The organism is Kribbella sp. CA-294648 (genome assembly GCF_050943845.1).
In the GTDB taxonomy this organism is placed as follows: domain Bacteria; phylum Actinomycetota; class Actinomycetes; order Propionibacteriales; family Kribbellaceae; genus Kribbella.
Genome location: NZ_CP191981.1, coordinates 4475773 through 4499627, shown reverse-complemented (window position 1 = coordinate 4499627; position 23855 = coordinate 4475773). Strand labels below are relative to the sequence as shown.

The 23855-nt window shown below is 68.3% G+C and carries 21 protein-coding genes; 17 read left to right on the top strand and 4 right to left on the bottom strand.

Features of this window, described 5'->3' with window-relative positions:
- Positions 1-41 precede the first annotated feature (41 nt).
- Complete coding sequence (locus ACQPYM_RS21335) at positions 42-968, top strand: phosphotransferase (protein ID WP_433002383.1); 927 nt, start codon at positions 42-44, stop codon at positions 966-968.
- Positions 969-971: 3 nt separating this feature from the next.
- On the opposite strand, the gene ACQPYM_RS21330 is transcribed toward ACQPYM_RS21335, so the two are convergent.
- Both ACQPYM_RS21330 and ACQPYM_RS21325 read right to left on the bottom strand, forming a co-directional pair.
- Positions 972-1307: a DUF4288 domain-containing protein gene (locus ACQPYM_RS21330; RefSeq protein WP_433002380.1), complete on the bottom strand. Its 336-nt coding sequence runs from the start codon at positions 1305-1307 to the stop codon at positions 972-974.
- Positions 1308-1407: 100 nt separating this feature from the next.
- Complete coding sequence (locus ACQPYM_RS21325) at positions 1408-2877, bottom strand: KamA family radical SAM protein (protein WP_433002377.1); 1470 nt, start codon at positions 2875-2877, stop codon at positions 1408-1410.
- 147 nt (positions 2878-3024) lie between these two features.
- Here ACQPYM_RS21325 and ACQPYM_RS21320 point away from each other — a divergent pair, with 147 nt between their 5' ends.
- The 7 genes from ACQPYM_RS21320 (at position 3025) to ACQPYM_RS21290 (ending at position 11103) form a co-directional block, all read left to right on the top strand.
- Positions 3025-4113: an L-erythro-3,5-diaminohexanoate dehydrogenase gene (locus ACQPYM_RS21320; RefSeq protein ID WP_433002374.1), complete on the top strand. Its 1089-nt coding sequence runs from the start codon at positions 3025-3027 to the stop codon at positions 4111-4113.
- A 4-nt stretch (positions 4114-4117) separates the two neighbouring features.
- Positions 4118-5719 (top strand): amidohydrolase, encoded by a 1602-nt coding sequence (locus tag ACQPYM_RS21315; protein ID WP_433002371.1) that lies wholly within the window; start codon positions 4118-4120, stop codon positions 5717-5719.
- Positions 5716-7299 (top strand): lysine 5,6-aminomutase subunit alpha, encoded by a 1584-nt coding sequence (locus ACQPYM_RS21310; protein ID WP_433002368.1) that lies wholly within the window; start codon positions 5716-5718, stop codon positions 7297-7299. Before ACQPYM_RS21315 ends, ACQPYM_RS21310 begins: the two co-directional genes overlap by 4 nt.
- Complete coding sequence (locus tag ACQPYM_RS21305) at positions 7296-8054, top strand: OAM dimerization domain-containing protein (protein ID WP_433002365.1); 759 nt, start codon at positions 7296-7298, stop codon at positions 8052-8054. The genes ACQPYM_RS21310 and ACQPYM_RS21305 overlap by 4 nt, the downstream gene beginning before the upstream one ends.
- Positions 8051-8440, top strand: coding sequence for a hotdog domain-containing protein (locus tag ACQPYM_RS21300; RefSeq protein ID WP_433002362.1), 390 nt, complete (start codon positions 8051-8053; stop codon positions 8438-8440). Before ACQPYM_RS21305 ends, ACQPYM_RS21300 begins: the two co-directional genes overlap by 4 nt.
- Positions 8441-8981: 541 nt before the next feature.
- Positions 8982-10547, top strand: coding sequence for an apolipoprotein N-acyltransferase (lnt, locus tag ACQPYM_RS21295; RefSeq protein ID WP_433002359.1), 1566 nt, complete (start codon positions 8982-8984; stop codon positions 10545-10547).
- A 37-nt stretch (positions 10548-10584) separates the two neighbouring features.
- On the top strand, positions 10585-11103 hold the full coding sequence (locus tag ACQPYM_RS21290) for an FxsA family protein (RefSeq protein ID WP_433002356.1): 519 nt from the start codon (positions 10585-10587) through the stop codon (positions 11101-11103).
- Positions 11104-11121: 18 nt separating this feature from the next.
- On the opposite strand, the gene ACQPYM_RS21285 is transcribed toward ACQPYM_RS21290, so the two are convergent.
- Positions 11122-12504, bottom strand: a complete 1383-nt coding sequence (locus ACQPYM_RS21285; RefSeq protein ID WP_433002353.1) for an MFS transporter — start codon at positions 12502-12504, stop codon at positions 11122-11124.
- Between the two features lie 239 nt (positions 12505-12743).
- On the opposite strand from ACQPYM_RS21285, the gene ACQPYM_RS21280 reads away from it, so the two are divergent.
- Complete coding sequence (locus ACQPYM_RS21280) at positions 12744-14063, top strand: cytochrome P450 family protein (protein WP_433002350.1); 1320 nt, start codon at positions 12744-12746, stop codon at positions 14061-14063.
- 70 nt (positions 14064-14133) lie between these two features.
- Here ACQPYM_RS21280 and ACQPYM_RS21275 read toward each other — a convergent pair whose 3' ends face one another.
- Complete coding sequence (locus tag ACQPYM_RS21275) at positions 14134-14517, bottom strand: RNA polymerase-binding protein RbpA (RefSeq protein ID WP_026162638.1); 384 nt, start codon at positions 14515-14517, stop codon at positions 14134-14136.
- A 283-nt stretch (positions 14518-14800) separates the two neighbouring features.
- Between ACQPYM_RS21275 and ACQPYM_RS21270 the strand changes: the two genes are divergently transcribed.
- The 8 genes from ACQPYM_RS21270 to ACQPYM_RS21235 all read left to right on the top strand — a co-directional run bounded on the left by ACQPYM_RS21270 (position 14801) and on the right by ACQPYM_RS21235 (position 23853).
- Positions 14801-15169 carry a YciI family protein gene (locus tag ACQPYM_RS21270; RefSeq protein ID WP_433002346.1) on the top strand — a complete coding sequence of 123 codons (369 nt, stop codon included), beginning with the start codon at positions 14801-14803 and terminating at the stop codon, positions 15167-15169.
- Complete coding sequence (locus ACQPYM_RS21265) at positions 15166-16419, top strand: RNA polymerase sigma factor (RefSeq protein ID WP_433002343.1); 1254 nt, start codon at positions 15166-15168, stop codon at positions 16417-16419. Before ACQPYM_RS21270 ends, ACQPYM_RS21265 begins: the two co-directional genes overlap by 4 nt.
- Before the next feature lie 698 nt (positions 16420-17117).
- Positions 17118-18443 (top strand): sugar ABC transporter substrate-binding protein, encoded by a 1326-nt coding sequence (locus ACQPYM_RS21260; protein WP_433002340.1) that lies wholly within the window; start codon positions 17118-17120, stop codon positions 18441-18443.
- Positions 18440-19396 (top strand): carbohydrate ABC transporter permease, encoded by a 957-nt coding sequence (locus ACQPYM_RS21255; RefSeq protein ID WP_433002337.1) that lies wholly within the window; start codon positions 18440-18442, stop codon positions 19394-19396. The genes ACQPYM_RS21260 and ACQPYM_RS21255 overlap by 4 nt, the downstream gene beginning before the upstream one ends.
- Positions 19393-20259, top strand: coding sequence for a carbohydrate ABC transporter permease (locus ACQPYM_RS21250; protein ID WP_433002334.1), 867 nt, complete (start codon positions 19393-19395; stop codon positions 20257-20259). The genes ACQPYM_RS21255 and ACQPYM_RS21250 overlap by 4 nt, the downstream gene beginning before the upstream one ends.
- Positions 20256-21530, top strand: coding sequence for an alpha-L-fucosidase (locus tag ACQPYM_RS21245; protein ID WP_433002331.1), 1275 nt, complete (start codon positions 20256-20258; stop codon positions 21528-21530). Before ACQPYM_RS21250 ends, ACQPYM_RS21245 begins: the two co-directional genes overlap by 4 nt.
- A 35-nt stretch (positions 21531-21565) precedes the next feature.
- The gene (locus tag ACQPYM_RS21240; RefSeq protein WP_433002328.1) at positions 21566-23002 is read left to right on the top strand and encodes a polysaccharide lyase 6 family protein; all 1437 of its coding nucleotides are present in this window, start codon (positions 21566-21568) and stop codon (positions 23000-23002) included.
- Complete coding sequence (locus tag ACQPYM_RS21235; protein WP_433002325.1) at positions 22999-23853, top strand: AraC family transcriptional regulator; 855 nt, start codon at positions 22999-23001, stop codon at positions 23851-23853. Before ACQPYM_RS21240 ends, ACQPYM_RS21235 begins: the two co-directional genes overlap by 4 nt.
- Positions 23854-23855: the final 2 nt, after the last annotated feature.

Genomic DNA, 23855 nt, shown 5'->3' with positions numbered 1-23855 from the left:
CACTTCCCAGCCGAACACCTCAACCTCCAGAAGGGCCGCAGATGCTGACCTCACAACTCCGCCGTACCTCCGCCGCCGTCGATGCGGCGGTCGGCGCCGCGCGCGATCTGGGCCTTGCCGTAACCGATGCCAAGGTGCTGCACGACGTCTTCTCCGTCGTCGTGCACCTGGCGCCCGAACCGGTCGTTGCCCGGGTGCCCACGGTCCTGCCGCCCAGCGAAGATCTCGCCTCGCTCGCCCGCCGCCAGCGGTCTGAACTCGACGTGGCCCAGTGGCTCGCCGATCAGGGTATTCCGGTGATCCCGCCCAGCAAGCTCGAACCGGTCCAGCGCGACGGCTTCTCGATCACGTTCTGGCAGTACGTCGAAGAGGACAAAGGCAAGGAACCCGACTACGTCGCCAACTCCGAGAGCACCGCGGACCTACATGCCGCGCTGCGGGGCTACCCGGGCGACCTGTCGTTCCTGTCCGCGGCCGACCCGGCATTCGTCGAGGAAGGTCTCGCACAGCTCGACGGCGAACCCGACCTGATCAGCCCCGACGACCTCGACCGTGCCCGCCGCGAGTGGCAGATCCTCGCCCCGCTGGTGCGTTCGCAAGAGGCGTTCGAGGCAAGGTTCCCCGGGATCGAGCTCCAGCCCATCCACGGCGACTCTCCGCCCGCGAACATCTTCAACGGCGTAGCCGGAGACCTGTACTCCGACTTCGAGCTGGTCACCCTGGGCCCGGTCGAGTGGGACCTGGCCGCCCTCGGCCCGGAGCACATAGCCGCCTACAACCGGGGCGCCGCCCGCAACGGCAGCCGGCCTCTGGACGAAGACGTCCTGCACTTCGTCAATGCCGTCGGGATGCTGCGGGTCGTCGCAACCCTCACGCTCACCCCGCAGTTGCCGGAGTTGGTCGACTACCTCAAGCCTGCCGTCGAGCACTGGCGCACGTTGCCGTTCGCCGGTGGCCTCGCCGGCTGACGTTCAGCTCGGGTCGTCGGTACTGCGCTGGTGCTCGGTACCCGTGTCGAAGAACGTGTCGAGGTACTGCTCGGGCGCGAGAGGGCTGCTCCGGATCAGGGAGTAGACCTCCGTGCCCTGGTGGATCTGGGTGACGTCGTCACCGAGGTAGAAGCACTGCGCCAGGCCGAGATAGGCCCAGTCGGTGTCCTCGATGTAGTCGAGCGCTTCGTTCTCCGCGAGTTCGATCGCGGTGTCGAAGTCGTCGGCGCGCCACAGCGTGATGCGCTCCTCGTACGGCGAGTCGTCCGCCCGGATCCCGTTCAGCTGGAAGATGCAGCGCACGCTGTACCAACCCATCGATCCCACCCCCTCAGCCCCGATCTGCTGACACTAGCGCGTCCGGGCCCTTCTCCGCCGGGAAAACCGCCGCCCGAACGAGCGGCGGTTTCTCCGCGGATCAGCTGATTTCGAGCAGCTTCTGGGCCTCGGCGGCGCCGCGCGAGGCGGCCGCCCGCTTCTCGGCCTCGGCGAGCGAGTCGCCCGCGTGCTGGGTCCACCAGTTCTGGCCCTCGACCGGCAGCGTGTCGATCGGGTCGTAGTACTCGTAGGTGCGGTTCAACGCCTCGGGGTCCTGCTGCTCGATCCCGGTCCGGTAGTTCTTCTTCCAGTACGAGATGCCGCGGACCTCGTCGTACTCCGACAGTTGGTGCACCCAGCGCTTGCCGACGTACGGGACGTCGCAGACGATGCGCGGGGTCGCGAAGCCCGGCAGGTAGCCGAGGATGCCGTGCTGCAGGTGCTGCGCGTCCTTCACCGACACCCGCCAGTGCTCGGAGAACGGGATCATGTCGCACATGTAGAAGTAGTACGGCGTGATCGTGGCACCGTCGAGCAGGGCGAAGCACAGGTCGAGCAGCTGCGGGACGGAGTCGTTGACGCCGCGCATCAGCACGCCCTGGTTGCGGACGTCGCGCAGACCGGCGTCGAACATCGCCTTGGTCGCTTCAGCCACCAGGGGAGTCACCGACTGGGCCGCGTTCACGTGCGTGTGCATCGCGATCATCACGCCGCGCTGCCGGCCGAGCAGGGCGACCCGCTCGACGCCGGCCCGGACGTCGTCGGACAGCCAGTGCTGCGGCATCCCCATCAGTGCCTTGGTGGCCAGCCGGATGTCGCGGATGTTCTCGATCTCCAGGAGGCTGGTCAGGAACGCCTCGAGCCGGGGCCAGGGCATGTTCGCCACGTCGCCACCCGACACCACGACGTCCCGGACGCCGGGGGAGCGGCGCAGGTAGTCGAGCATGTCGTCCAGCCGCTGCTGTGGCTTGATGGTGAACTTCAGCTTCTCGATCACCGGGGTCGAGTTCCCGACCAGGTCCATCCGCGTGCAGTGCCCGCAGTACTGCGGACAGGTCGGCAGGATCTCGGCCAGCACCTTCGTCGGGTAGCGGTGGGTCAACCCCTCCGTGGCCCACATCTCGTGCTCGTGCAGCGAGTCCCGGGTCGCGTGCGGGTGCGACGGCCAGTCCGTGCGGCGGTCGGTGAACATCGGCAGCATGTAGCGGCGCACCGGGTCGGCGTAGAACGCCTCTGTATAGGTCCCAGCGTAGTCGTCCGGATTCGGAACGATGGTGTTCAGCATCTGCGGGGGCAGCAGCATCGACATCGTCGCGCGCTCGGCCTGGTCCCGGGTCAGGTCCTCGTAGACCCGCTCCTCGAGCAGGTCACCCATCACGTCCCGCAGTTGCTTGACGTTCTTCACGCAGTGCGAGCGCTGCCACTGCACCGAGCGCCACTCCTCGGCGGTGACGTCTTTGAAACCGGGCATCCGGGTCCAGTCGGGCTCGACGAGGTCGGCCCGGCGGTACGCGTACGGCTGCTCGTTCAGGTCGGCAGCGGCAAGCTCCGGGCTGATCAGATCGGTCACGAGTCCTCCTGGGGGCTCAACACTGGGGTCGGTCGCATGTGAGGATAGCGATAGAACTTATGGTAGATCCATTAGATCACCGCAAGATTTCCTCCGTACAACCGCCACACTAGTATTTTGCCCGTCCTGACCCCAAGGAGTTCTCTCGTGCCGGACAGTGCTGGTTCGCCCGTCGGACTGCATCGCGTGATCGAGCCCGCCGGCGTGTTGCCGCAGGCCGCCCAGCGGCTCGACGCCTCGGCCGAGCTGTGGCCCGACGAGGTGCGGATCTCGATCGAGCGCCTCAACCTGGACGCCGCGTCGTACCGGCAACTGGCCGAGGAGCACGGCGGTGACGGCGAGGCGGTCAAGCAGGCCGTACTGCGAATCGTCGGCGAGCGCGGCAAGATGCAGAACCCGGTCACCGGGTCGGGCGGGATGCTCGTCGGCACGGTCGACGAGGTTGGCCCGGATTCGCCGCTCGGCGTCCAGAAGGGCGACCGGGTCGCGACGCTGGTCTCCCTCACCCTGACGCCCCTGCAGATCACTGATGGGCTGGCCGACTGGGACGGTCGCAGTGAGCAGGTGCCGGCCAAGGGGCACGCGATCCTGTTCGCGCGGTCGATCGTGGCGAAGCTGCCCGACGACCTCGTTCCCGAGCTGTCGCTGGCCGTGATGGACGTGTGTGGAGCGCCTGCGCTGACCGCTCGCGTGGTGCGCCAGTATGTCGACAAAGGCACAAAGCCTGTCGTGTCAGTTATTGGCGGCGCAGGTAAAAGCGGGTCGCTGTCGCTGGCGGCGGCCCGTGATGCCGGAGCGGCTCGGACGATCGGCATCGTCCCGTTCCAGGCGGAAGCGGACAAGCTTGAGAAGGCCGGCCTCGCCGACGCAGTAGCCCTCGCCGACGCCCGCGACCCGGTCGCGCTGGCCAATGCGGTGGCCGGCGCGCTGGAGGAGACCGGGGGAGCCGCCGGCGACGGATCAGCGGGATCGGCTGACATCACGGTGGTCTGTGTTGATGTGCCGGGATGTGAGCACGGCGCGGTGTTGTCCACGAAGGCTGGTGGCACCGTCATCTTCTTCTCGATGGCCACGTCGTTCTCCGCCGCGGCGCTCGGCGCCGAAGGCCTCGCGGCTGACGTGACGATGCTGGTCGGCAACGGTTACGTGCCGGGCCACGCGGAGTACGCGCTGAAGCTGTTGCGGGACGAGCCGGGTGTCCGTGAATTGTTCGAGGGCAGGCTGGCGGAGGATTAGGTCCGTGCGCACACTTCTGACCAACGGTTCCGTCTACTCACCCGCCGACCCCCACGCGACCGCGATCGCCTTCGACGACGGCGTCGTCAGCTGGCTCGGTGACGACAGCAGCGCGGCCGCCTACGCCGACGGTGCGGACGAGGTCGTCGACCTGCGGGGCAAGCTCGTCGCGCCCGCGTTCGTCGATGCCCACATCCACACCGCCCAGACCGGAGCGCTGCTGACCGGCCTCGACCTCACCGGTACGGCGAACCTGACGGAGGCGCTCGACCGGCTCTCCGCGTTCGCTGCCAAGGTCGGGCCCGATGCCGTGATCGACGGAGCCGGCTGGGACGAGACCAAGTGGCCCGAGGGTCGCCCGCCGACGTCCGAAGAGCTCGATCGGGCCGCTGACGGCCGGCGCGTCTACCTCTCGCGGGTCGACGGACACTCCGGCGTCATCTCGTCATCACTGGCCGCCGCGGTCGAGGGCTTGGCCACTCAGGCCGGGTACGAGGCGACCGGACGGGTCGAGCGCGCCGCCAACCACGCCGTCCGCGACGCGCTGAGCGAACTGGTCGGTCCGGAGCAGCGCCTCGCCGATTCCCGGGCGGCCGTGCGGGCGATGGCCGCGCAAGGCATCGGCGCCTTCCACGAGATGGCCGCGCCGCACATCGGCCCGCTGTGGGAGTTGCCGCTGGTCCGCCAGGCCGCGGGAGAATTGGGGCTCTCGGCAACGCTCTACTGGGGCGAGCCCGGCGTCTTCGAGAACGTCACCACCTACGGCCTCGCGGGACTGGCCGGCGACCTCAACGCCGACGGAGCGCTCGGCTCACGGACGGCCGCGCTGCGAGCGCCGTACGAGGACAAGGCGGATCATCGCGGCCACGCCTACCTCACCGCCGAGCAGATCGCCGAGCACGTGATCGCCTGTACCGAAAGGAACCTGCAGGCCGGCTTCCACTGCATCGGTGACGCCGCGCTCGACAACATCGCGCGTGGCTTCGAGCTCGCTGCCGAGAAGGTCGGCGTGCAGGCGCTGGTCGCCGCGCGGCACCGGCTCGAGCACGTCGAGATGGTCGACGACGCGGCGATCGCCACCCTCGCGCGGTGCGGGGTCGTCGCCAGCGTCCAGCCGATGTTCGACCGGCTCTGGGGCGGACCGAGCGACATGTACGCCGAACGCGTGGGTGACCGCTGGGTGGGCATGAACCCGTTCGGCTCGCTGGCGCGCGCGGGCGTCGTACTGGCCTTCGGGTCGGACTCTCCGGTGACGGCGGTGGGTCCGTGGGAAGCGGTGCGGGCTGCTGCGCTTCATCACGAGGCTGGGCAGCGGATCACCGTCCGTGCCGCTTTCGCCGCGCACACGCGGGGTGGCTGGCGAGCGGCGGGCATCGACGACGCCGGAGTGCTCGCGCCAGGGAGCGCGGCGACGTACGCGGTCTGGGAGAGCGACGCGGAGCTGGTCGTCCAGACGCCCGACGAACGCGTCGCGGCGTGGTCGACCGATCCGCGCGCAGGGGTACCGGTGTTGCCGGACTTGTCCGATGAGGCACCTGTGCCGAGCTGCCGGCGGACCGTCGTCGGCGGTCGTGTCGTGTTCGAATCCGAAGGATGGTCGTCGTGACCCGTGCTGTGAAGAAGCTTGACCTCGATCCGGTCACCGTCCGGAAGGCGCGGAGTCTGGCGCGCAAGGCGGGGCGGCCGATCGTCAACATCGCCAAGCAGCACACGACGGTGTCGGTCGAGCGCGCCGTACTGCGGCTGGCGGGGCTGGCCGGCGCCGACACCGAGGGCATTCCCTGGGTGAACCGGCTGGCCGACACAGTGCGGGCCGACGTCGGCCTGGAGCACGGGCTCGCGTTGCCGGTGTGGGACGCATTGGTCAGGGGTGAGGCGGAGGACCTGTCCGTTCTGGCGCAGAAGGCGGCCTCCGGGTCGGTCACGTTCCGGCTGCCGGAGGGACGGGACGCAGTACGGGCCCGTGCTGCTGCGCGCAAGGCGGCGGCGGCCGGGATGAAGAAGGTCGACGGGCGGCGGCGTGAGCGTGACCGGCTGATCAAGAAGCACGGTGACCCGGAGCAGCGGCCGTGGATCTACCTGATCGTTGCCACCGGCGACATCTACGAGGACATCCCGCAGGCGCAGGCCGCGGCCCGTGCGGGTGCGGACATCATCGCGGTGATCCGGTCGACCGGTCAGTCGCTGCTGGACTACGTACCCGAGGGCGCGACCCGCGAAGGCTTCGCGGGAACGTATGCCACCCAGGAGAACTTCCGCCTGATGCGTGCCGCGCTGGACGAGTCGTCACGGGAGCTCGGGCGCTACATCCGGCTGACGAACTACGCGTCCGGGCTGTGCATGCCGGAGATCGCGACACTGGCCGGGCTGCAGCGGCTGGACATGATGCTGAACGACTCGATGTACGGGATCCTGTTCCGCGACATCAACCCGATCCGCACCTTCGTGGACCAGCGGTTCAGCCGGCAGATCCACGCCCGCGCCGGGATCATCATCAACACCGGCGAGGACAACTACCTGACCACCGCCGACGCGGTCGAGGCCGCGCACACGGTGACGGTGTCGCAGCTGCTGAACGAGTACTTCGCCAAGGAGGCGGGGCTGGAGGACTGGCAGCTCGGCCTCGGGCACGCCTTCGAGATCACCCCGGAGATCCCGGACTCGTTCCGGATGGAGCTGGCGCACGCGATGCTGGCGCGGCAGCTGTTCCCGGACGCGCCGCTGAAGTGGATGCCGCCGACCCGGCACATGACCGGCGACGTCTTCCGCGGCTACCTGCTGGACGGGTTCTTCAACCTGGTCGGCGCGCTCACCGGTCAGGGCATCCTGCTGGTCGGGATGATGACCGAGGCCGTGGTGACGCCGTGGATCTCCGACCGCGACCTGGCCCTGCAGAACGTCCGCTACGTATTGGGTGCCGCAGGCAACCTTCATGAGGACTTCCATCCGGCTCCGGACGGCTTCATCGCCCAGCGGGCCCGGCAGGTGCTGGGGGAGTCGGTGGAGCTGCTGGAGCGGATCGTCGACGACGGGCTGCTGAACGCGATCGGCGACGGCACCTTCGGGCTGATGAAGCGCCCGCAGGACGCCGGCCGCGGTCTCGAAGGGGTGGCCCGCCGCTCCTCGCAGTACTACAACCCGGCGATCGAACTGCTCGAGACTGCAGAATCGAAGGAGGGACAGTGAGCATCATCCGCCCCTACGGCGACACCACCGGTGACGGGATGGTGCAGATGTCGTTCACGCTGCCGATCCCGCACGACAAGCGGGCCGAGGGCGCCGCGATCCAGCTGGCGAACAAGATGGGGATGGACCCGGCGCTGGTCGTGCACGCCAAGCCGATGGGCCCGGACTTCACCTTCTTCGTCGTCTACGGTCCGGTGAACCACCTGGTCGACACCGACAAGGTCGAGGTGATCGAGCGGGACTATCCACTGCTCTCGCCGAAGGACGCGAACCTTGCCATCCGCAAGGGCCTGCGGCGCCGGCTGACCGTGGTGGGCGCCTGTATCGGGACCGACGCGCACACCGTCGGGATCGACGCGATCATGAACATCAAGGGGTTCGCGGGGGAGAAGGGCCTGGAGTACTACCGGGAGCTGAAGGTGGTCAACCTCGGCGCCCAGGTCGCCGTACCGGAGCTGGTCCGGCGGGCCAAGGCCGAGAAGGCGGACGCCATCCTGGTGTCGCAGGTGGTCACCCAGCGGGAGGCGCACGTGCTGAACACCAAGGAGATGTCGGCCGCCTTCCGCGAGGCCTACACCGAGGACACCCGGCCGATCTTGGTTGCCGGTGGCCCCCGTTTCACCGAGGCGATGGCCGGCGAGCTCGGCGTCGACCGGGTGTTCGGCCGCGGTACCACTCCCGGCGAGGTGGCCAGCTACCTCGTCGATGCCCTTGTCACCCGTCGCAAGCCCACCGCCGTTCGGAGAAGTGCATGACCAAGGCAACTATCGGCCTGACCGTCACCCATCGCCAGTACGTCCCGTACAGCCACGCGCACTACGCGGGCAACCTGGTCGACGGCGCCTACGTGCTGGGCCTGTTCGGCGACGTCGCGACCGAGGTGTGCATCCAGAGCGACGGAGATGAAGGTCTTTTCGCTTCCTACTCCGACGTGCAGTTCCTGCAGCCGTTGCGGGCCGGCGATGTCGTGGAGGTGACGGCAACGATCTCCCGGGTCGGCAACCGCAGTCGCGAGCTGGAGTTCGTCGCCCGGGTGGTCTGCCGGGGACGGACCGACCTGTCCGCGTCAGCGGCCGAAGTACTGGCCGAGCCGCTGGTGATCACGCGCGCAACCGGGACCGTCGTCGTACCGGTCGCGTGACGATTAGTTGCCCTGGGTAACGATTACGTGGAGTGCCGAGACGGCTCTGTAACGTGACACCGCTGGCGCTTGCTCGTTTGTCCTGTGAGAGCAGGCAACTGTGTTACAACGGCTTGAAGGAGCGGCCGGAGAGGTTGACACTTCGGCTGCGAACGCGCATCGTTTTGGGAGTCGTCATCACCCGTTTCTCCAACGGATCAAAGAAGTTCGGCCACCGGAGATCCCGCGACGCTGACCAGGCCAGTGCCAGGCCTGAGTCGACGGGGGCTGAGATCGCCGGTGGTTAGCCCCCCGCGGGGCAGAGGTGGAAGAGGCTCGGCGCCCAGTAGACAACAGCCGACGGGCTCGCATCCAGCGGGTCTGCGGTTGGTCCGAAGGAGCGCCGAGCCTCTTTCCTTTTCCGCCCGCTTTCCGGCCCTCGCCGGTCCCCGTTCGTCCGCTCGGCAACTCTTGGTCACCGACCGGATCGTTCCGCGCCCGCCGGACGTTGTACCGTCGTGCGACCGGTAGCAACCGGGTGGTGAGGCGAAGGGGTGTGCTGGTGGAGCGGCTGAAAGCGTTGGGGCGCATCTTGCCGAGAGTGATCGTGGCGGTCGGCGCGGGCGCGCTGCTGGGGATGTCGTTCGAGCCCCACGACCATCCCTGGCTGGCCGTCGTCGCCGTGCCGCTGCTGCTGGCCACCCTGAACGGCGTCTCGATGAAGGCCGGCTTCCTGATCGGCTCCGGCTTCGGGATCACGTACTACGCGGTGCTGGTGCCCTGGCTGACCGTGATCGGCGGTGACGCCGCGATCGCCCTGGCCATCCTCGAGGGGCTCTTCTACGGCGTCTTCGGCATGTTCGCCGGTCAGGTGCTCAAGCGCAAACTGTGGATGCTCTGGGTGCCGTGCCTGTGGGTCGCCACCGAGTACGCCACCAGCTCCGTCCCGTTCGGCGGCTTCCCCTGGGGCCGGCTCGCCTGGGCCTTCACCGACTCGTCGCTCGGCAAGCTCGCTTCGCTGACCGGGATCGCGGGCCTCAGCTTCGTCATCGCCCTGCTCGGCGTCTTCGTCTACGCAGTACTGCGTCGCCGCAGCGGCCTGAGCCTGCGGGCGGTCGCGCTGGTTGCCGGGATCGCGATCGTCGGCCTCAGCTCGCTGGTCACGCTGTCGACCGAGGGCAACGGCAAGACCGTGACCGCCGCGATGATCCAGGGCAACGTGCCGGGCAAGGGGCTGGAGTTCCTCGGCCGGGCCAGGACAGTGACCAAGAACCACCGCGACGCCACGCTGGATCTGCAGAAGCAGGTCGAGGCCGGTACGCAGACCAAGCCCGACATCGTGATCTGGCCGGAGAACTCGACCGACATCGACCCGTACAAGGACGCCGAGACCCGGGCCGACATCGAGACCGCGGTGCAGGCCGTGAAGGTGCCGATCCTGGTCGGCGCGGTGACCGAGGGACCCGGCCCGAACGAGCGCCAGACCACCGGCATCGTCTGGGACCCGGCCACCGGTCCGGGCCAGCGGTACGCGAAGCGCCATCCGGTGCCGTTCGGTGAGTACGTCCCGTTCCGCGAGCAGCTGCTGCCCTACATCAAGCGACTGGAGATGGTCGGCCGGCAGACCGCGCCGGGCGTGGGTCCGGGGCTGATGCCGATCAACGGCGTGACCTACGGCGACCTGATCTGCTTCGAGCTCGCCTACGACGGCGTGGTGCACGACGTGGCCAAGGGCGGCGCCCAGATCCTGGTCGTGCAGACCAACAACGCGACGTACGGCGGCACCGGGCAGCCGGAGCAGCAGTTCGCGATCACCCGGATGCGCGCGATCGAGACCGGCCGTACCGTGCTGATCGCGTCGACCAGCGGGATCTCCGGGGTGATCAACCCCGACGGCAAGGTCGAACACAAGACCGGGCAGTTCGTCCGGGACGTCTACGTGACGCAGGTGCCGGTGCGGGACGCCAAGACGCTGGCCACCACGCTGGGCGGCTGGCCGCAGTGGGTCTTGACCGGCCTGGGCATCCTGGGGGCAGTACTGGTGTTGCTGGGCCGCCTCACGTCACGCGCGGGGGAGCCCGACAACCCGCCCGCCGCGACCCCTGAGCGTGAAAAAGTGCCCGTCTGAGTACGCCCGAAGGCCTCTGCAGTAAGAAGGTGTGAGCATGCCCTGGTTCGTCGCGATCGCTCTGCTGGTCGTCCCGATCATCGAGATCTACGTGATCATCCAGGTCGGCCAGGTGATCGGTGGCTGGCCGACGGTCGCGCTGCTGCTGGTCGAGAGCGCGCTGGGTGCGTGGCTGATCAAGCGGGAGGGCCGCCGGGCCTGGAAGGCGCTGCAGGAGGCCACCCAGACCGCGCGGATGCCTGGCCGGGAGCTGGCCGACGCGGCCCTCGTACTGGTCGGTGGCACGCTGCTGCTCACGCCGGGCTTCATCACCGACATCTTCGGATTCTTCTTCGTGCTGCCCTTCACCCGGCCGCTCGCTCGCAAGGTGCTGGCCTCGTTCCTGAGCCGCCGGGTTGCCGCCCAGCTCGGCGGCAACCCGATCACCGGCTTCATGCCGGGCACCTTCCGCCCACCCACGGCCGAGGACACCCACCGCGCCCACCGCGAACGTGAGGCCGCGCAGGACGTCGTACAGGGCGAGGTCATCGACCCGGAACCGCCGAAGGACAAGTAGCCTCCGGCGGTCCGGTCCTCAGGTGACGCGGTCGGTGGCGGACTCGGGGGTCGGGTCGACCGCCAGTCCGGCCGGTGGTTCGACCACGGTCTCGGGGGTGGCCGGCTCCGGCTCGGCCTGCGGCTTGGGCTTGATCACGCGACGGATGCCGATCGCGCCGATCACCGTGGCGACCACCTCGATCAGCGTCATCCACAACCAGACCCGCTGGCCGACGCGCTGGAACAACAGCACCCCGAGCACCGGCCCGATCGTCGCCCCGAGGCCGAACATGGTCTGCATCGCCCCGATGTAGCGGCCGCGCAGGTGCGGCGGCGCGATCATGCCGGGGTAGGCGAACATCGTCGGCACGCCGATGATCTCCGACAGGGTCCAGAACAGCGTGCCCAGGATCAGGAACACGGGCAGCAGCTCGATCGCATACATCGCGTAGCCCAGCGCGACCAGGCTGAAGCCGACCAGCTGCACCACCCGGATCGACCAGCCCTGGACGAACTTGGTCGCGATCATCTGGCAGCTCGCGCAGATGACCGCATTCATGGTGATCAGCGCGCCGTACCACCAGATGCTCTGTCCGGATGCCTTGATCGCCAGCGGGAGGGCGGCGGTGTACTGGACGTAGACGACGGCCTGGAGGAAGAAGGCGAGCATGAACAGCGAGTACCGGTAGTCCTTGAGGACGTCCAGGTAGCGGCCGCGGATCGCCGGCTCGGCGGAGGCCTCTTCCGCCTTGGCCGCGGCCACCGCGCTGCGGTCCGGTTTGGGGAACGCGACGAGGGCGATCAGACCGAAGGCGAGGACGGCGAGCGCCTCCGCCCAGAACAGCAGGTTGTACGAGATCTGGGCCAGCGCGACCCCGACCAGCGGCGCGACCGTGGTGCCCAGGTTCACGCACAGCATGTACATCGCGGTGACCATCACCAGTTTGTCGGGCGGGGTGAGCTGGGTGATCATCGACTGGGCCGCCGGCCGGTAGAACTGCCCGACCGCACTGACCAGCAGGACCGCGAGCAGGATCACCGGGTAGTACGTGATGTAGATCAGTGACGCGATCAGGCCGGCCGACCCCATCATCGAGATGATCGTGGCCGAGCGCGGGGTGAGCCGGTCGCTGAGCCAGCCGCCGACCGCGGTACCGACCACCGCGCCCGCGCCGTACACGCCGAGCGCGAAGCCGGCCTGACCGGCCGAGAACCCGCGATGGGTCAGGAACAGCACCAGGAAGATCTGCAGGAACGCGGCCAGCTTGCTGACGAACACACCGGCCAGCAGCGCCTTGGCCTCCCGCGGCGTCTGCCGCCAGGTCTCGAACACCCCCGGCCGGGACGGTGTCCCTGTCCCTGCCGCAGTCCCTTTCCCGGTCCCTGCCGCGCCATCCCCGCCTGCCACGTCACCGCTCATCGGCGATACACCCTTCTGTTCCCCCCGGGCCGCAGCGGCCTCCGCTGCCTGTCGCCCTACTGAGCAACCGGCACGGCCCTGCTGATACAGATTCGGGGGACTGTACGCCGGGGCAGCACAAAACTGGCTGCCCTGGTCTGTATCAGAACGGGCAACCCGCAGGACTCTCTCTGAAGGAACGCGACGCAGAGCGGGGGCTCGACGGCTCGCGCGCGCCACCTATTGGGAGGGGAACCCGGATGGCAGTTGAAGCTGTGCAGCCTGTCGAGGCTGTTCAAACGATTGAAGCACCACCGGCCGAAAAGGTACAGGCGCTGGAAACCCTGGGCGAGGACTTCGTTCAGCGGCAGGCGCACTACCTGCGCCGCTTCCGCGGTGAGGGACCGGTCCACGAGGTGATCTTCCCGCACGGCGCCAAGGTCTGGCTGGTCACCCGGTACGCCGACTGCAAGGCGCTGGCCCTGGACCCGCGGGTCGGCAAGGACGGCCGCCGGCTGAACGAGATGTACGCCAAGCACTCCACGCTGAGCTCGCCGATGCACTCCACGACGGCCGAGGAGGAAGAGGCCGAGCCCGGCTTCGACGACGACCTGGCCGCGCACGTGCTGAACAGCGACCCGCCGAACCACACCCGGCTGCGGAAGCTCGCGATCAAGGCGGTGACGCCGGCCCGCCAGGAAGCGCTACGCCCCGGTGTCGAGGTGGCGGTGGAGAAGCTGCTGGACAGGCTGGCGGAGGCCCCGGTCGTCGACCTGCTGGCCGAGTTCGCGTGGCCGCTGCCGCTCGGCACCATCTGCGATCTGTTCGCGATGCCCGAGGAGGACCGGGAGAACTTCCGGAAGTGGTCGGGCACCCTGACCGGCGCCGGCCAGGACCCGGCGGAGGTCGCGTCCGCGTCCAAGAACATGACCGAGTACGCGAACTCCCTGATCGACGCCCGGCGGGCCAACCCGGGCGACGACATGATCAGCGAGATGCTGCGGATGGACCTCGACGGCGACCAGCTGACCCAGGGCGAGATCGTCGGGATGATCTTCATCATCGTGACCGCGGGCCACGTCACCACGGTCCACTCGATCGGCAACGGCGTCTTCAACCTGCTCACCCACCCCGAGGAGCTGGAGAAGCTGCGCGCCGACCCGTCGCTGATCCCGGCGGCGGTGGACGAGCTGATGCGGTACGACCCGGCCGCCTCGGTCGGCACCTTCCGGTTCACCAAGGCCGAGATCGAGATCAACGGCGTGACCATCCCGAAGGACCAGATCCTGGCCCTGTCCTGGGGCTCGGCGAACCGGGACGAGACCAAGTTCGCCGACCCGGACCGGCTCGACGTCACCCGCTGCCCGCAGGGCACCTTCTCCTTCGGGCACGGCGTGCACTACTGCATCGGGATCCCGATGGCCAAGATGCAGATCGAGATCGCGCTGGAACGGCTGCTCGCCCGCTACCCGCACCTGAGGCTCGCAGTACCGGCTGAGGACGTGCGGTGGACCAGCAGTGCCCTGCTGCACGGCCTGGCCGGGCTACCGGTCTCGGTGTTCCCGCCCGACGAGGCCTGACCTGCTCCGCGCCAGGACAGACTGAACGGCCCGTCTCCACCAGGTGGTGGAGACGGGCCGTCCGGGTTTGTCAGGCGCTGCGCTTGCCGGTGGAACGGGTGCGGTGCAGGTGCGCCGGGCCGATCTCGCCGGAGCGGAGCAACGCGACGCGTTCCGCGAGCAGTTCCTCCAGTTCGGAGATGCTGCGACGCTCACGCAGCATGTCCCAGTGCGTCCGGGCCGGCTTCTCCTGCTTCGGCTCCGGCTTCTCACCGGTCGAACGGGCGGCCTCGCTGCCGCAGTGGGGGCACTCCCAGATCGCCGGTACCTCGGCGTCGTGCGCCATCGTGACCTCGACCACGTGGCCTCGTGGGCAGTCGTAAGTGATCATCTGGCGCGGCGCGAACTCCACGCCACGGTCATCCTCGAAGCTGACCCCACCCAGCCCCGAACCACGCAGAACGCGATTAGACATGTCAAACCTCCGAGATTCGTCATCCGAGACAACGGTCGGCCGACCCGGATCATTCCCATTTTGGCATGCCCGAGCCCCAGGTACGCACCTGACAGCACCGTCATCACCCCCTGTCATCAGGTGTTCACAAATCACTGTGTGTCGCAGCCCACAGTCCCTCGCGTGTCGCCGGTCACCCAGAGTTGCCGAAGACTGGGGACGCGGGACCATCGATCAGCGGCCGCCTCGATCGTCGTCAAGGTAGACGGGCCGTCACCAGGCCCCCGAGCGATGGGATTCCACGATGGCGAAGTACCTGCTCCTCATCTACGGCAACGAGCAGACCTGGGAGGCGCTGTCCGAGCAGGAACTGACCGACCTGGGTGCGGCGCATGCCGCCTTCGCCGCGGCGGCCGGCGACGCGCTCCTGGCCGGCCACGAGCTTCGGCCGACGACGACCGCGACCACCCTCCGCGGCAGCATCAGCGGCCCGCCGACCCCGACGGACGGGCCGTTCGCGGAGACCAAGGAGGCACTCGGCGGGTTCTACCTGGTGGAAGCCGCCGACCTCGACGCTGCGCTCGCACTCGCCCGCCTGCTGCCCGAGACCTCGGCGGCACACAGCGGCGTGGAGATCCGGCCGGTCAACGAGCCGGGGACGGCACCGGCTTGACGCAGTACGCCGACGTCGCGGCAGCCGTCGCCAACGCGCACCGTCACGAGTGGGCCAGAGTGCTCGCCGCGACGGTGCGCGTGACGCGCGATCTCGACCTCGCCGAGGAGTGCACCCAGGACGCCTATGCCAAGGCGCTGGCGCACTGGGCAGCCAACGGCGTACCGGATCGTCCCGGCGCCTGGCTGACCACTGTCGCGCGTAACCGGGCGAGGGACCTGCTGCGGCGGGAGTCGGTACTCCGGTCAGCGTTGCCGTTGCTGGTCATGGACGACGTGGTGGCGGGGCCGGAGGATATGGCTGATCCGCAGGAGGTCGCGGACGACTGGCTGCGCCTCATCTTCACCTGCTGCCATCCGGCGCTGTCGCGGGACGCCCAGGTCGCGCTGACCCTGCGGCTGGTGTGCGGGTTGTCCACGACGGAGGTGGCGCGGGCGTTCCTGGTCCAGGACGCGGCGATGGCCGCGCGGATCACACGAGCGAAGAAGAAGATCAGCGCCGCCCGGATCCCGTACCGGGTGCCAGATCGTGCCGAGCTGCCGGGGCGCATCGACGCCGTCCTCGAGGTCGTGCATCTGGTGTTCACCACCGGCCACACCGCGCCGGCTGGTGGTGAGTTGGTGAGGCGGGACCTGGTCGACGGTGCTATTCGGTTGGCCCGGAACCTGCACGATCTGCTGCCCGGCCACAGCGACGTGGCCGGCCTGCTGGCGTTGCTGCTCCTCACCGACTCCCGCCGCGACACCCGACTCTCCGACAGCGGAGAACTGGTCCTGCTCGCTGAACAGGACAGGTCCCGGTGGGACGCGGTGGAGATCGAGGAGGGGGTCGCGCTGCTGACGGATGCGCTGCGGAGGACTGGCGCGAGCAGGTACTCGGTCCAGGCGGCAATCGTCGCGGTGAACGCCGAGGCCGCCACCTGGCAGGAGACCGACTGGACCGAGGTCGTCGGCCTGTACGACGTACTGCGCCGCCTCTGGCCGTCGCCGGTCGTCGAACTGAACCGAGCGGTCGCGATCGGCTATCGAGACGGTCCGTCAGCTGGTCTCGCCGAACTCTCGCCTCTGCAGGATGAACCAGCTTTGAGCACCTATGGCTACCTGAGCGCCGCCCGAGCCGACTTCCTCAGCCAACTCGGCCGGCGGTCGGAGGCGGCCACGGCCTACGAGGAAGCGCTGGCAATGACCAGCAACGAGGTGGAACGCACCTTCCTAGCCCGCCGACTCAAGCAGGTCACAACCCACCTCTGACCGGCAAACACCCACGCGTGCTCCTCCGTCGCCCGCTCCCCACCCCCAGCTACCTCGCTCCTCCGTCGCTCGTCCCGCTGCCGCGAAAGCAGAAGTCGACGCAAGCCAGTCCCCGACCGGTGGAACGCAGGCTGACGCTCGGCCTTCCCCTCGCCCGCGCCCCGCGATTTCCAGAGGCCACCCTCCAACCTGGCCGGCCCGACGATCCCGGCCAACCCGAAACCCAGCCAGCCCGGCGACCGGCTTTGTTCTGACGGACAGGAGGTAGGGCTCGAATCCGGGTCATCGGCCTGCTGGGTGAGCGTGAGGGCTCGGGTTCATGCGGAGCACCTCCTGTCCCTCGGCACACGGAGCTCTGCGACAGCGGAGGAGCGTGACCGTCGGCCCTATCGCCCAGTGGTCGGCCGACAGGAGCTGCCTGCTCGCCAGCCAGCCGAGCGGCTCATCTGCGCAACACGTACTCGCGGCAGCGGGACGAGCGACGGAGGGGCGAGGTAGCTGTGGGGTGGGAGCGGGCGACGGAGGAGCACGCGTGGGCGTCGTCGTACTGGGCGCGCTCCCATGTCGTGAGGCATGTCGAATCATTGACGGCCGCGCTTGGAAAGCGCTATCTTGCGACGAAATGAGGCGTAAAAAGTACAAATCGCCTCTTCGTCGACAGGCTGCATGGGCAGGCTGCATGGGCAGGAGAAGTTGGCATGGCTAGGTCGTTGAGATGGGCTGCCCTGGGGCTGGGGGCGGTGCTTGTGGTGGCCGGTTGCGGTAGCAGTGGGGCCGCCAAGGTCGAACAGGATCCGAAGGCGCCGTTGGAGCTGTGGACGCGGACCAAGCCGGGTGGGGACGGCGAGAAGGGGATGAAGAAGCTGGCTGCGGCTTTCGAGGCCAAGACCGGGCAGAAGGTGGAGGTGACCGCGATCTTCGACGACTTCGAGACGAAGTTGTCGCAGCGGGCGGCCCAGAAGGATCTGCCGGACATCGTGATGAACGACTCGGCCCAGCTCGGGTCGATGGTCAGCGAGGGGATCGTCCGCGAGGTCGACCCGGCCGCCGTACCGGGTAGCGACCAGTTGATCGAGACCGCGCTGGCGTCCGCCCGCGCCGGTGACGGCAAGCTCTACGGCGTCCCGTACTCCGCGCAGGCCAGCGCGTTGCTGATCCGCAAGGACTGGCGGCAGAAGACCGGGTTGCCCGCACCGAAGACCCTGGACCAGTTCGTCGCGCTGGCGAAGGCGTTCACCACCCAGGACCCGGACGGCAACGGCAAGAACGACACGTTCGGGCTGGCCGTGCCGGGCTCGACCAAGCGCGGGTATGCCTCCTGGTACTTCTCGAACTTCCTCTGGGCCGCCGGCGGTGAGTTCATCGCCAAGCAGGCCGACGGGAAGTACAAGCCGGCGATGTCGACGCCGGAGTCCGTGGCCGCCACCAAGTGGTTCCGCGACCTGGCCTGCACCAGCAAGGTGATCCAGCCCGGCGCCGCGACGATGGACACGCCGCCCACCAACGAGACGTTCGAGGCGGGCAAGACCGGCATGTACGTCGTCGGCCCGTACCTGATGCCGCGGTTCGACAAGTCGCTCGGCAAGGACAAGTACGAGGTCGTCGCGATGCCGCCGGGTGCGAAGGACTCCACCGTGCTGGCCGAGGGCGGCAGCGTCTACATGATGGCCGGCTCGGCGAACGAGGCCGCTCAGAACTCGTTCGCCTCCTTCGTGATCTCCGTCGAGGGGCAGAAGGTCGGCATGGAAGGCGAGGCCGCCTTCAACGTGCAGCTGCCGGTCAACAAGGCCGTCGACGTCACCACGGTCCGCAAGGATCCGCGCTGGAAGGTGTACGCCGATGTCTACCGTGACCACGGCCGGTACTCGCCGACCATCCCGAACTGGACGCCGGTCCGGCAGGCGACGGCCGACACGATCAACGCCCTGATCGCCGACTGCGGGCTGGACGTCCCGGCGGAGCTGACCAAGCTCGACGGCAAGCTGGCCGAGACGCTCAAGCAGCAGGGCATCGACGCCTCGTGACTGTGCAAGAAGCTCCACCTGCCTCGCCGCCCTCGGCGGCTGCCCCCGGCGCTCGGCGCCGGGGGACCGGCTCCCGGGCCAGGGCCGCCCGGGGCGGCCGGTGGTGGATTCCGTGGCTGTTCCTGGCACCGGCCCTGATCCTCTTCCTGTACTTCAAGTTCATCCCGATGGCCCAGGCCATCTCGATGTCGGTGCAGGAGGTCCGGCCCTATCTCGGCAACACCTGGGCCGGTACGGCGAACTACAGCGAGATCCTCTCGTCGGAGAGCTTCCGGTCGGCGACCTGGAACACGATCGTGCTGGCGGTCGGACAGACGTTCGGTGCGATGGCGCTCGGTTTCGCGCTGGCCCTGCTGGTGGAGGGCCAGACCCGCAAGCTGAACTTCATCCGGTCGGCGGCGTTCCTGCCGGTCGTCGTACCGATGGCGGTCGTCGCCGAGCTGTGGCGGATCATGTACCACCCGACCAGCGACGGTCTGATGAACCAGGTGATCGCGCTGATCGGTCTCGGCCCGTCGGGGTTCATCAACGATCCGGACACGTCGCTGGCGTCGATCGCGGTCACCGGCATCTGGCGCGGCGCGCCGTACGACATGATGATCTTCCTGGCCGGGCTGGCCGGGATCGACCGTGGCCTGTACGAGGCCGCGACGGTCGACGGCGCGTCGACCAAGCAGCGCATCCTGCATGTCACCCTGCCGGGTCTGCGGCCGGTGTTCGCGATTCTGTTCGTGCTCGCCGCGGTCCGTGGTTTCCGGAGTTTCACCGAGGTCTTCCTGCTGACCAACGGCGGGCCGAACGGTTCCACCGAAGTCGTGATGACGCTGATCTACAAGCTCGGCCTGGAACAGAACCGGCTCGGCGTGGGCTCGGCCGGTGCCGTCCTGCTCTTCGCCGCGACCCTCGTCCTGACCGTCTGCGTCCAGTTGCTCCGGAGAAGGAGAGCCGCATGAGTGTCGCCACCGAGACCGCGCTGGGTCTCACCGAGAGCAAGGGCATTCGGGCCCGGATCGTCAAGATCATCGTCTACACCGGCTTGTTCGTGGTGTTCGCCGGGCCGCTGCTGGCGCTGCTGGTGAGCTCGTTCAACCATGTCTCCGACCCGACCCAGCTGAGTGTGATCCCGAAGAGCCCGACGCTCGACAACTTCCGGATCGCCTTCGACCAGGGTGTCCTGAAGTATCTGCTGAACTCGTTCTTCGTGGTCGGTTTCGGCCTCCTGCTCCAGGTCGCGGTGTCTGTCCTTGCGGGCTACGCCCTGGCACGCAAGGTGTTCCCGCTGATGACGCTGGTGATGGTCGCGATCCTCGCCACGATGATGCTGCCCGAGGAGATCCTGGCGCTGCCGCTGACCCTCGTGCTGGCCGACCTGCCGCTGGTGCACGTCAACCTGATGGGCACGCTGGCCGGGATGATCGTGCCGCTGGGTGCGTGGGCCTTCTCGATCCTGGTGATGACCGAGTTCATGAAGGACGTACCGCGTGAGCTCGAGGAGGCGGCCCGGATCGACGGGGCCGGCGAGTTCCGGATCTTCGCCCAGATCATCCTGCCGCTGTGTAAGCCCGCGCTCGGCGTGATCGGGGTGTTCGGCTTCACGATGATCTGGGACCAGTACCTCCTGCCGTTGCTGGTGGCAACCAACTCCGACGCGTACACGCTCCCGCTGGCGCTGCGGACGTTGCGGATCGACCCGCTGGTGACCCCGGGAGTCGTGATGGCCGCTTCACTGCTCGCGTTGCTGCCGTCGGTGCTGGTCTTCCTGTTCTTCCAGCGTTCGTTCGCCCGCGGGCTGACCCAGGGAGCGTTGAAGGGATGAGTGGAAAGGCGTGGTTCCGCCACGAGCGACTCGGGATGTTCGTCCACTGGGGCCTGTACGCCCTGCCCGCCCGGCACGAGTGGGTCAAGAACCGCGAACGGATGACCGACGAGCAGTACGCCCGGTACTTCGAACGCTTCGACCCCGATCTGTACGACCCCCGTGAGTGGGCCAAGTCGGCGCGAGCGGCCGGTATGCGGTACGTCGTACTGACGACCAAGCACCATGACGGCTTCTGTCTGTGGGACAGCGCGCTGACCGACTACAAGGTGACCAACACGCCGTACGGGCGGGACCTGCTCACGCCGTTCGTCGAGGCGTGCCGGGCCGAGGGGCTCAAGGTCGGCTTCTACCACTCGCTGATCGACTGGCATCACCCGTCCTTCCCGGTCGACGGGCTGCACCCCCAGCGCGACGACGAGGAGTTCAAGACAGAAGCGGCCGGGCGCGACATCGCGCAGTACCGGGAGTATCTGCACGGGCAGGTCAGGGAGTTGCTGACCGGATTCGGGCAGATCGACTATCTGTTCTTCGACTTCTCCTATGCCGGGCGACCGCAGACCTGGGGTGGGAAGGGCGCCGAGGAGTGGGGTGCCGAGAAGCTGCTCGCGATCGTCCGGGAGCTGCAGCCGGACATCCTGGTCAACGACCGGACCGGTCTGCCGGGTGACTTCGTGACGCCGGAGCAGTACCAGCCGGCGGGTCCGATGACCGGTCCCGACGGGCCGATCGCGTGGGAAGCGTGCCAGACGCTCAACGGCAGCTGGGGTTACGACCGCGACAACTTCGACTACAAGAGTCCCGACCTCCTGGTCCGGATGCTGATCGACGGTGTCTCGAAGGACGGCAACCTCTTGCTCAACGTCGGCCCGACCGGCCGCGGCCTGATCGACCCACTCGCCGAAGGAACGCTGGCCGCGATCGGCGACTGGATGCGGCTGCACGAGCGGTCGATCCGCGGCTGTGGCGCTTCCGAGTACGCCGCTCCGCCCGACAGCCGCTACACCCAGAACGGCGATCGGCTCTATCTGCACTTGTTCAGCTGGCCGTTCAAGCATGTGCATCTACCTGGACTGGCCGGCCGCGTCGACTACGCGCAACTGCTGTCCGACGCCTCGGAGATCCAGCTGGTCGAGCCCGACCCGAGCCGGTTGCACGAGAACACCCAGCCGGGCGGACAGCCGCCCGGCACCCTGACCCTGCAACTTCCGGTACGCCGCCCCGAGGTCGCCGTACCCGTCATCGAGTTGTTCCTCACTCCATCCGCCTGAAGTCCGCCTGAAATCCGCCTGATCCGGGAGACCTGATGAACCGCCGTACCTTTCTCACCGCTGGGACTGTCGCCGCCGGGCTGGCCGGAGTCTCGATGACCAGCGGGCTGCCCGCCTCGGCCCGGACGCGGGACCGCCGCTTCGTCCGCTCGCTCGACGAGTTGCGGCGCGCGCTCGCGACCGCCGTACCGAGCACCGTGATCACCGTTGCCGACGGCCACTACGCGGTCCCGGCCGGGGCGCCGATCGCGATCACCGGGATGCGAGGCGCGCCCGGTCGGCCGATCACCGTCCAGGCCGAGACGCCGGGTGGGGTGGTGCTGACCGGTGAGCAGAGTTTCGTGCTGACCGGTTCGTCGGACATCACGCTCAGCGGGTTCGCGTTCCGGCAGAGCACGACGCTGGAGCTGCCGCCCGACTGCCGGCGGATCCGGCTGACCCGCAACGACTTCCAGCTGGCCGATATCGCGGGCCTGCACTGGGTGATGGTGCGGGCCGACCACTCGAGCGTCGACCACAACGCGTTCCACGGCAAGACGACGCTGGGCATCTACCTCGGCATCGAGGGCGCCGGGACCGACGGGATGGCTTCCGGTGTCCGGGTGTACCGCAACCACTTCAGCGATCACAGCTTCCCCGGCAGCAACGGCGGTGAGTCGATCCGGCTCGGAGTGAGCCCGCGGGCGCTGTCCACCGCCGGTGCGATCGTCGAGTTCAACCTGTTCGAGCGGGCCGACGGCGATCCGGAGGCGATCTCGGTGAAGTCGTCGGGCAACGTCGTGCGGCACAACACGATCCGCGACAGCATCGGCGGCATCGTGCTGCGGCACGGCAACGCGAACCGGGTCGAGGGCAACTACCTGCTGTCCGGTTCGAACGGGATCCGGATCTACGGCGACCGGCACCTGGTCGTGAACAACTACCTGGAGCGGATCGGCGGTTCGGGCATCGTGCTCGGCAGCGGCAACGTGCGCGATCACTTCCCGGGGGAGTCACCGGCGTCGCGGCGCGGCAACGACGCGCCGGACGGCGTACAGATCGCGCTCAACACCGTGCTGGACTGCGGGACCGCGATCAGCGGCGAGAGCCACCGGACCCTGCCGCCGCTGGGTTGCGCGATCACCGACAATCTTCTGATGGGTGACAACGGACAACTCGTGAACCTACCGTTCCAGGAGGGAATCGCCTGGTCGGGCAACCTGCACTGGGGTACGGCGACAGACGGCAACGCGCCGGCCGGGACCTTCAAGCGGGCCGACCCGAAGCTGGTCGCGGGGCCGGACGGGATCCGCCGGCTCACCACGGGCAGCCCGGCGATCAACGCCGCTACCCGCTCGTACCGTGACGTTGACACCGACCTGGACGGCGACCGGCGTACCGGCCGGGCGGATGTCGGCGCCGACGAGTTCTCCCGCCGGCGGCCGTGCCTGCGGCCGCTGACGCCTTCCGATGTCGGGCCGCATGCGTCATGACAACCCGGGCCCCGGTCATCACCCGACGTGAGGACGAGCTGATCAGAACCCAGCTGGATCGGCTGCGGCTGGATCTTGTCGTCGCTGCCCGGATCACCCGGGTGCACCGCGAATGGTCGCGGCCGCTGCAGCCCGATCCGTTCTCGCGGCTCTACCTCATCCTCGAGGGTGAGGGCCGGCTGGTGGTCGGGGAGGAGGAGCTCTATCCGGAGCCGGGGGATCTTTGTTATCTCCCGGCCGAAGTACCGGTGTCGTACGAGACGATCAGCGACAACGTCTTCCGCAAGCACTGGCTGCACTTCTCGGCGCTGATCGGTGACCGGGACATCGGTGAGTTGCTGACGTTGCCGTACATCGTGAAGAGCAAGGCGCCGGAGGAAGCTGCGGCTCTGTTCGAGCAAGTCGGCGCCGCCGATCGCGATCCGCCGGGACTGGCGACACCGCTGCGCCTGCGGTCGGCTCTGACCGCGCTGTTCGCGCATTACCTGGACAGCGCGCCGCCCGGGTCTGTCCGGCTGTCGACCCAGCAGACCAGCGAGTCCAGTGTCGTTCAGTACATCCAGCAGAACCTCGGCACGCCTCTGACGGTCGAGGAACTGGCTGCCCACTTCGGGCAGGATCTGGCGACGTTCGTCCGGCGCTTCCGCGCCGAGTTCGGGCTGTCGCCCAAGCAGTACATCAAGCGGGCCCGGATCGAGTGGGCGCAGCGTGAGCTCGCCTCGACGACCCGGCCGATGGAGGAGATCGCGGCCGCGGTCGGCATGGACCAGTCGTACTTCTCCAAAGTGTTCCGTCAAGTCAGCTCGGTGACGCCGAGTGAGTACCGAAAGCTGTACCGCCCCAACGGTTGAGG

Bases quoted from the DNA above. Each gene is read 5' to 3' on its own strand.
- ACQPYM_RS21335 (WP_433002383.1), top strand. From the start codon at position 42: ATGCTGACCTCACAACTCCGCCGTACCTCCGCCGCCGTCGATGCGGCG.
- ACQPYM_RS21330 (WP_433002380.1), bottom strand. From the start codon at position 1,307: ATGGGTTGGTACAGCGTGCGCTGCATCTTCCAGCTGAACGGGATCCGG.
- ACQPYM_RS21300 (WP_433002362.1), top strand. From the start codon at position 8,051: ATGACCAAGGCAACTATCGGCCTGACCGTCACCCATCGCCAGTACGTC.
- ACQPYM_RS21290 (WP_433002356.1), top strand. From the start codon at position 10,585: ATGCCCTGGTTCGTCGCGATCGCTCTGCTGGTCGTCCCGATCATCGAG.
- ACQPYM_RS21285 (WP_433002353.1), bottom strand. From the start codon at position 12,504: ATGAGCGGTGACGTGGCAGGCGGGGATGGCGCGGCAGGGACCGGGAAA.
- ACQPYM_RS21280 (WP_433002350.1), top strand. From the start codon at position 12,744: ATGGCAGTTGAAGCTGTGCAGCCTGTCGAGGCTGTTCAAACGATTGAA.
- ACQPYM_RS21275 (WP_026162638.1), bottom strand. From the start codon at position 14,517: ATGTCTAATCGCGTTCTGCGTGGTTCGGGGCTGGGTGGGGTCAGCTTC.
- ACQPYM_RS21270 (WP_433002346.1), top strand. From the start codon at position 14,801: ATGGCGAAGTACCTGCTCCTCATCTACGGCAACGAGCAGACCTGGGAG.
- ACQPYM_RS21260 (WP_433002340.1), top strand. From the start codon at position 17,118: ATGGCTAGGTCGTTGAGATGGGCTGCCCTGGGGCTGGGGGCGGTGCTT.
- ACQPYM_RS21250 (WP_433002334.1), top strand. From the start codon at position 19,393: ATGAGTGTCGCCACCGAGACCGCGCTGGGTCTCACCGAGAGCAAGGGC.
- ACQPYM_RS21245 (WP_433002331.1), top strand. From the start codon at position 20,256: ATGAGTGGAAAGGCGTGGTTCCGCCACGAGCGACTCGGGATGTTCGTC.
- ACQPYM_RS21240 (WP_433002328.1), top strand. From the start codon at position 21,566: ATGAACCGCCGTACCTTTCTCACCGCTGGGACTGTCGCCGCCGGGCTG.
- ACQPYM_RS21235 (WP_433002325.1), top strand. From the start codon at position 22,999: ATGACAACCCGGGCCCCGGTCATCACCCGACGTGAGGACGAGCTGATC.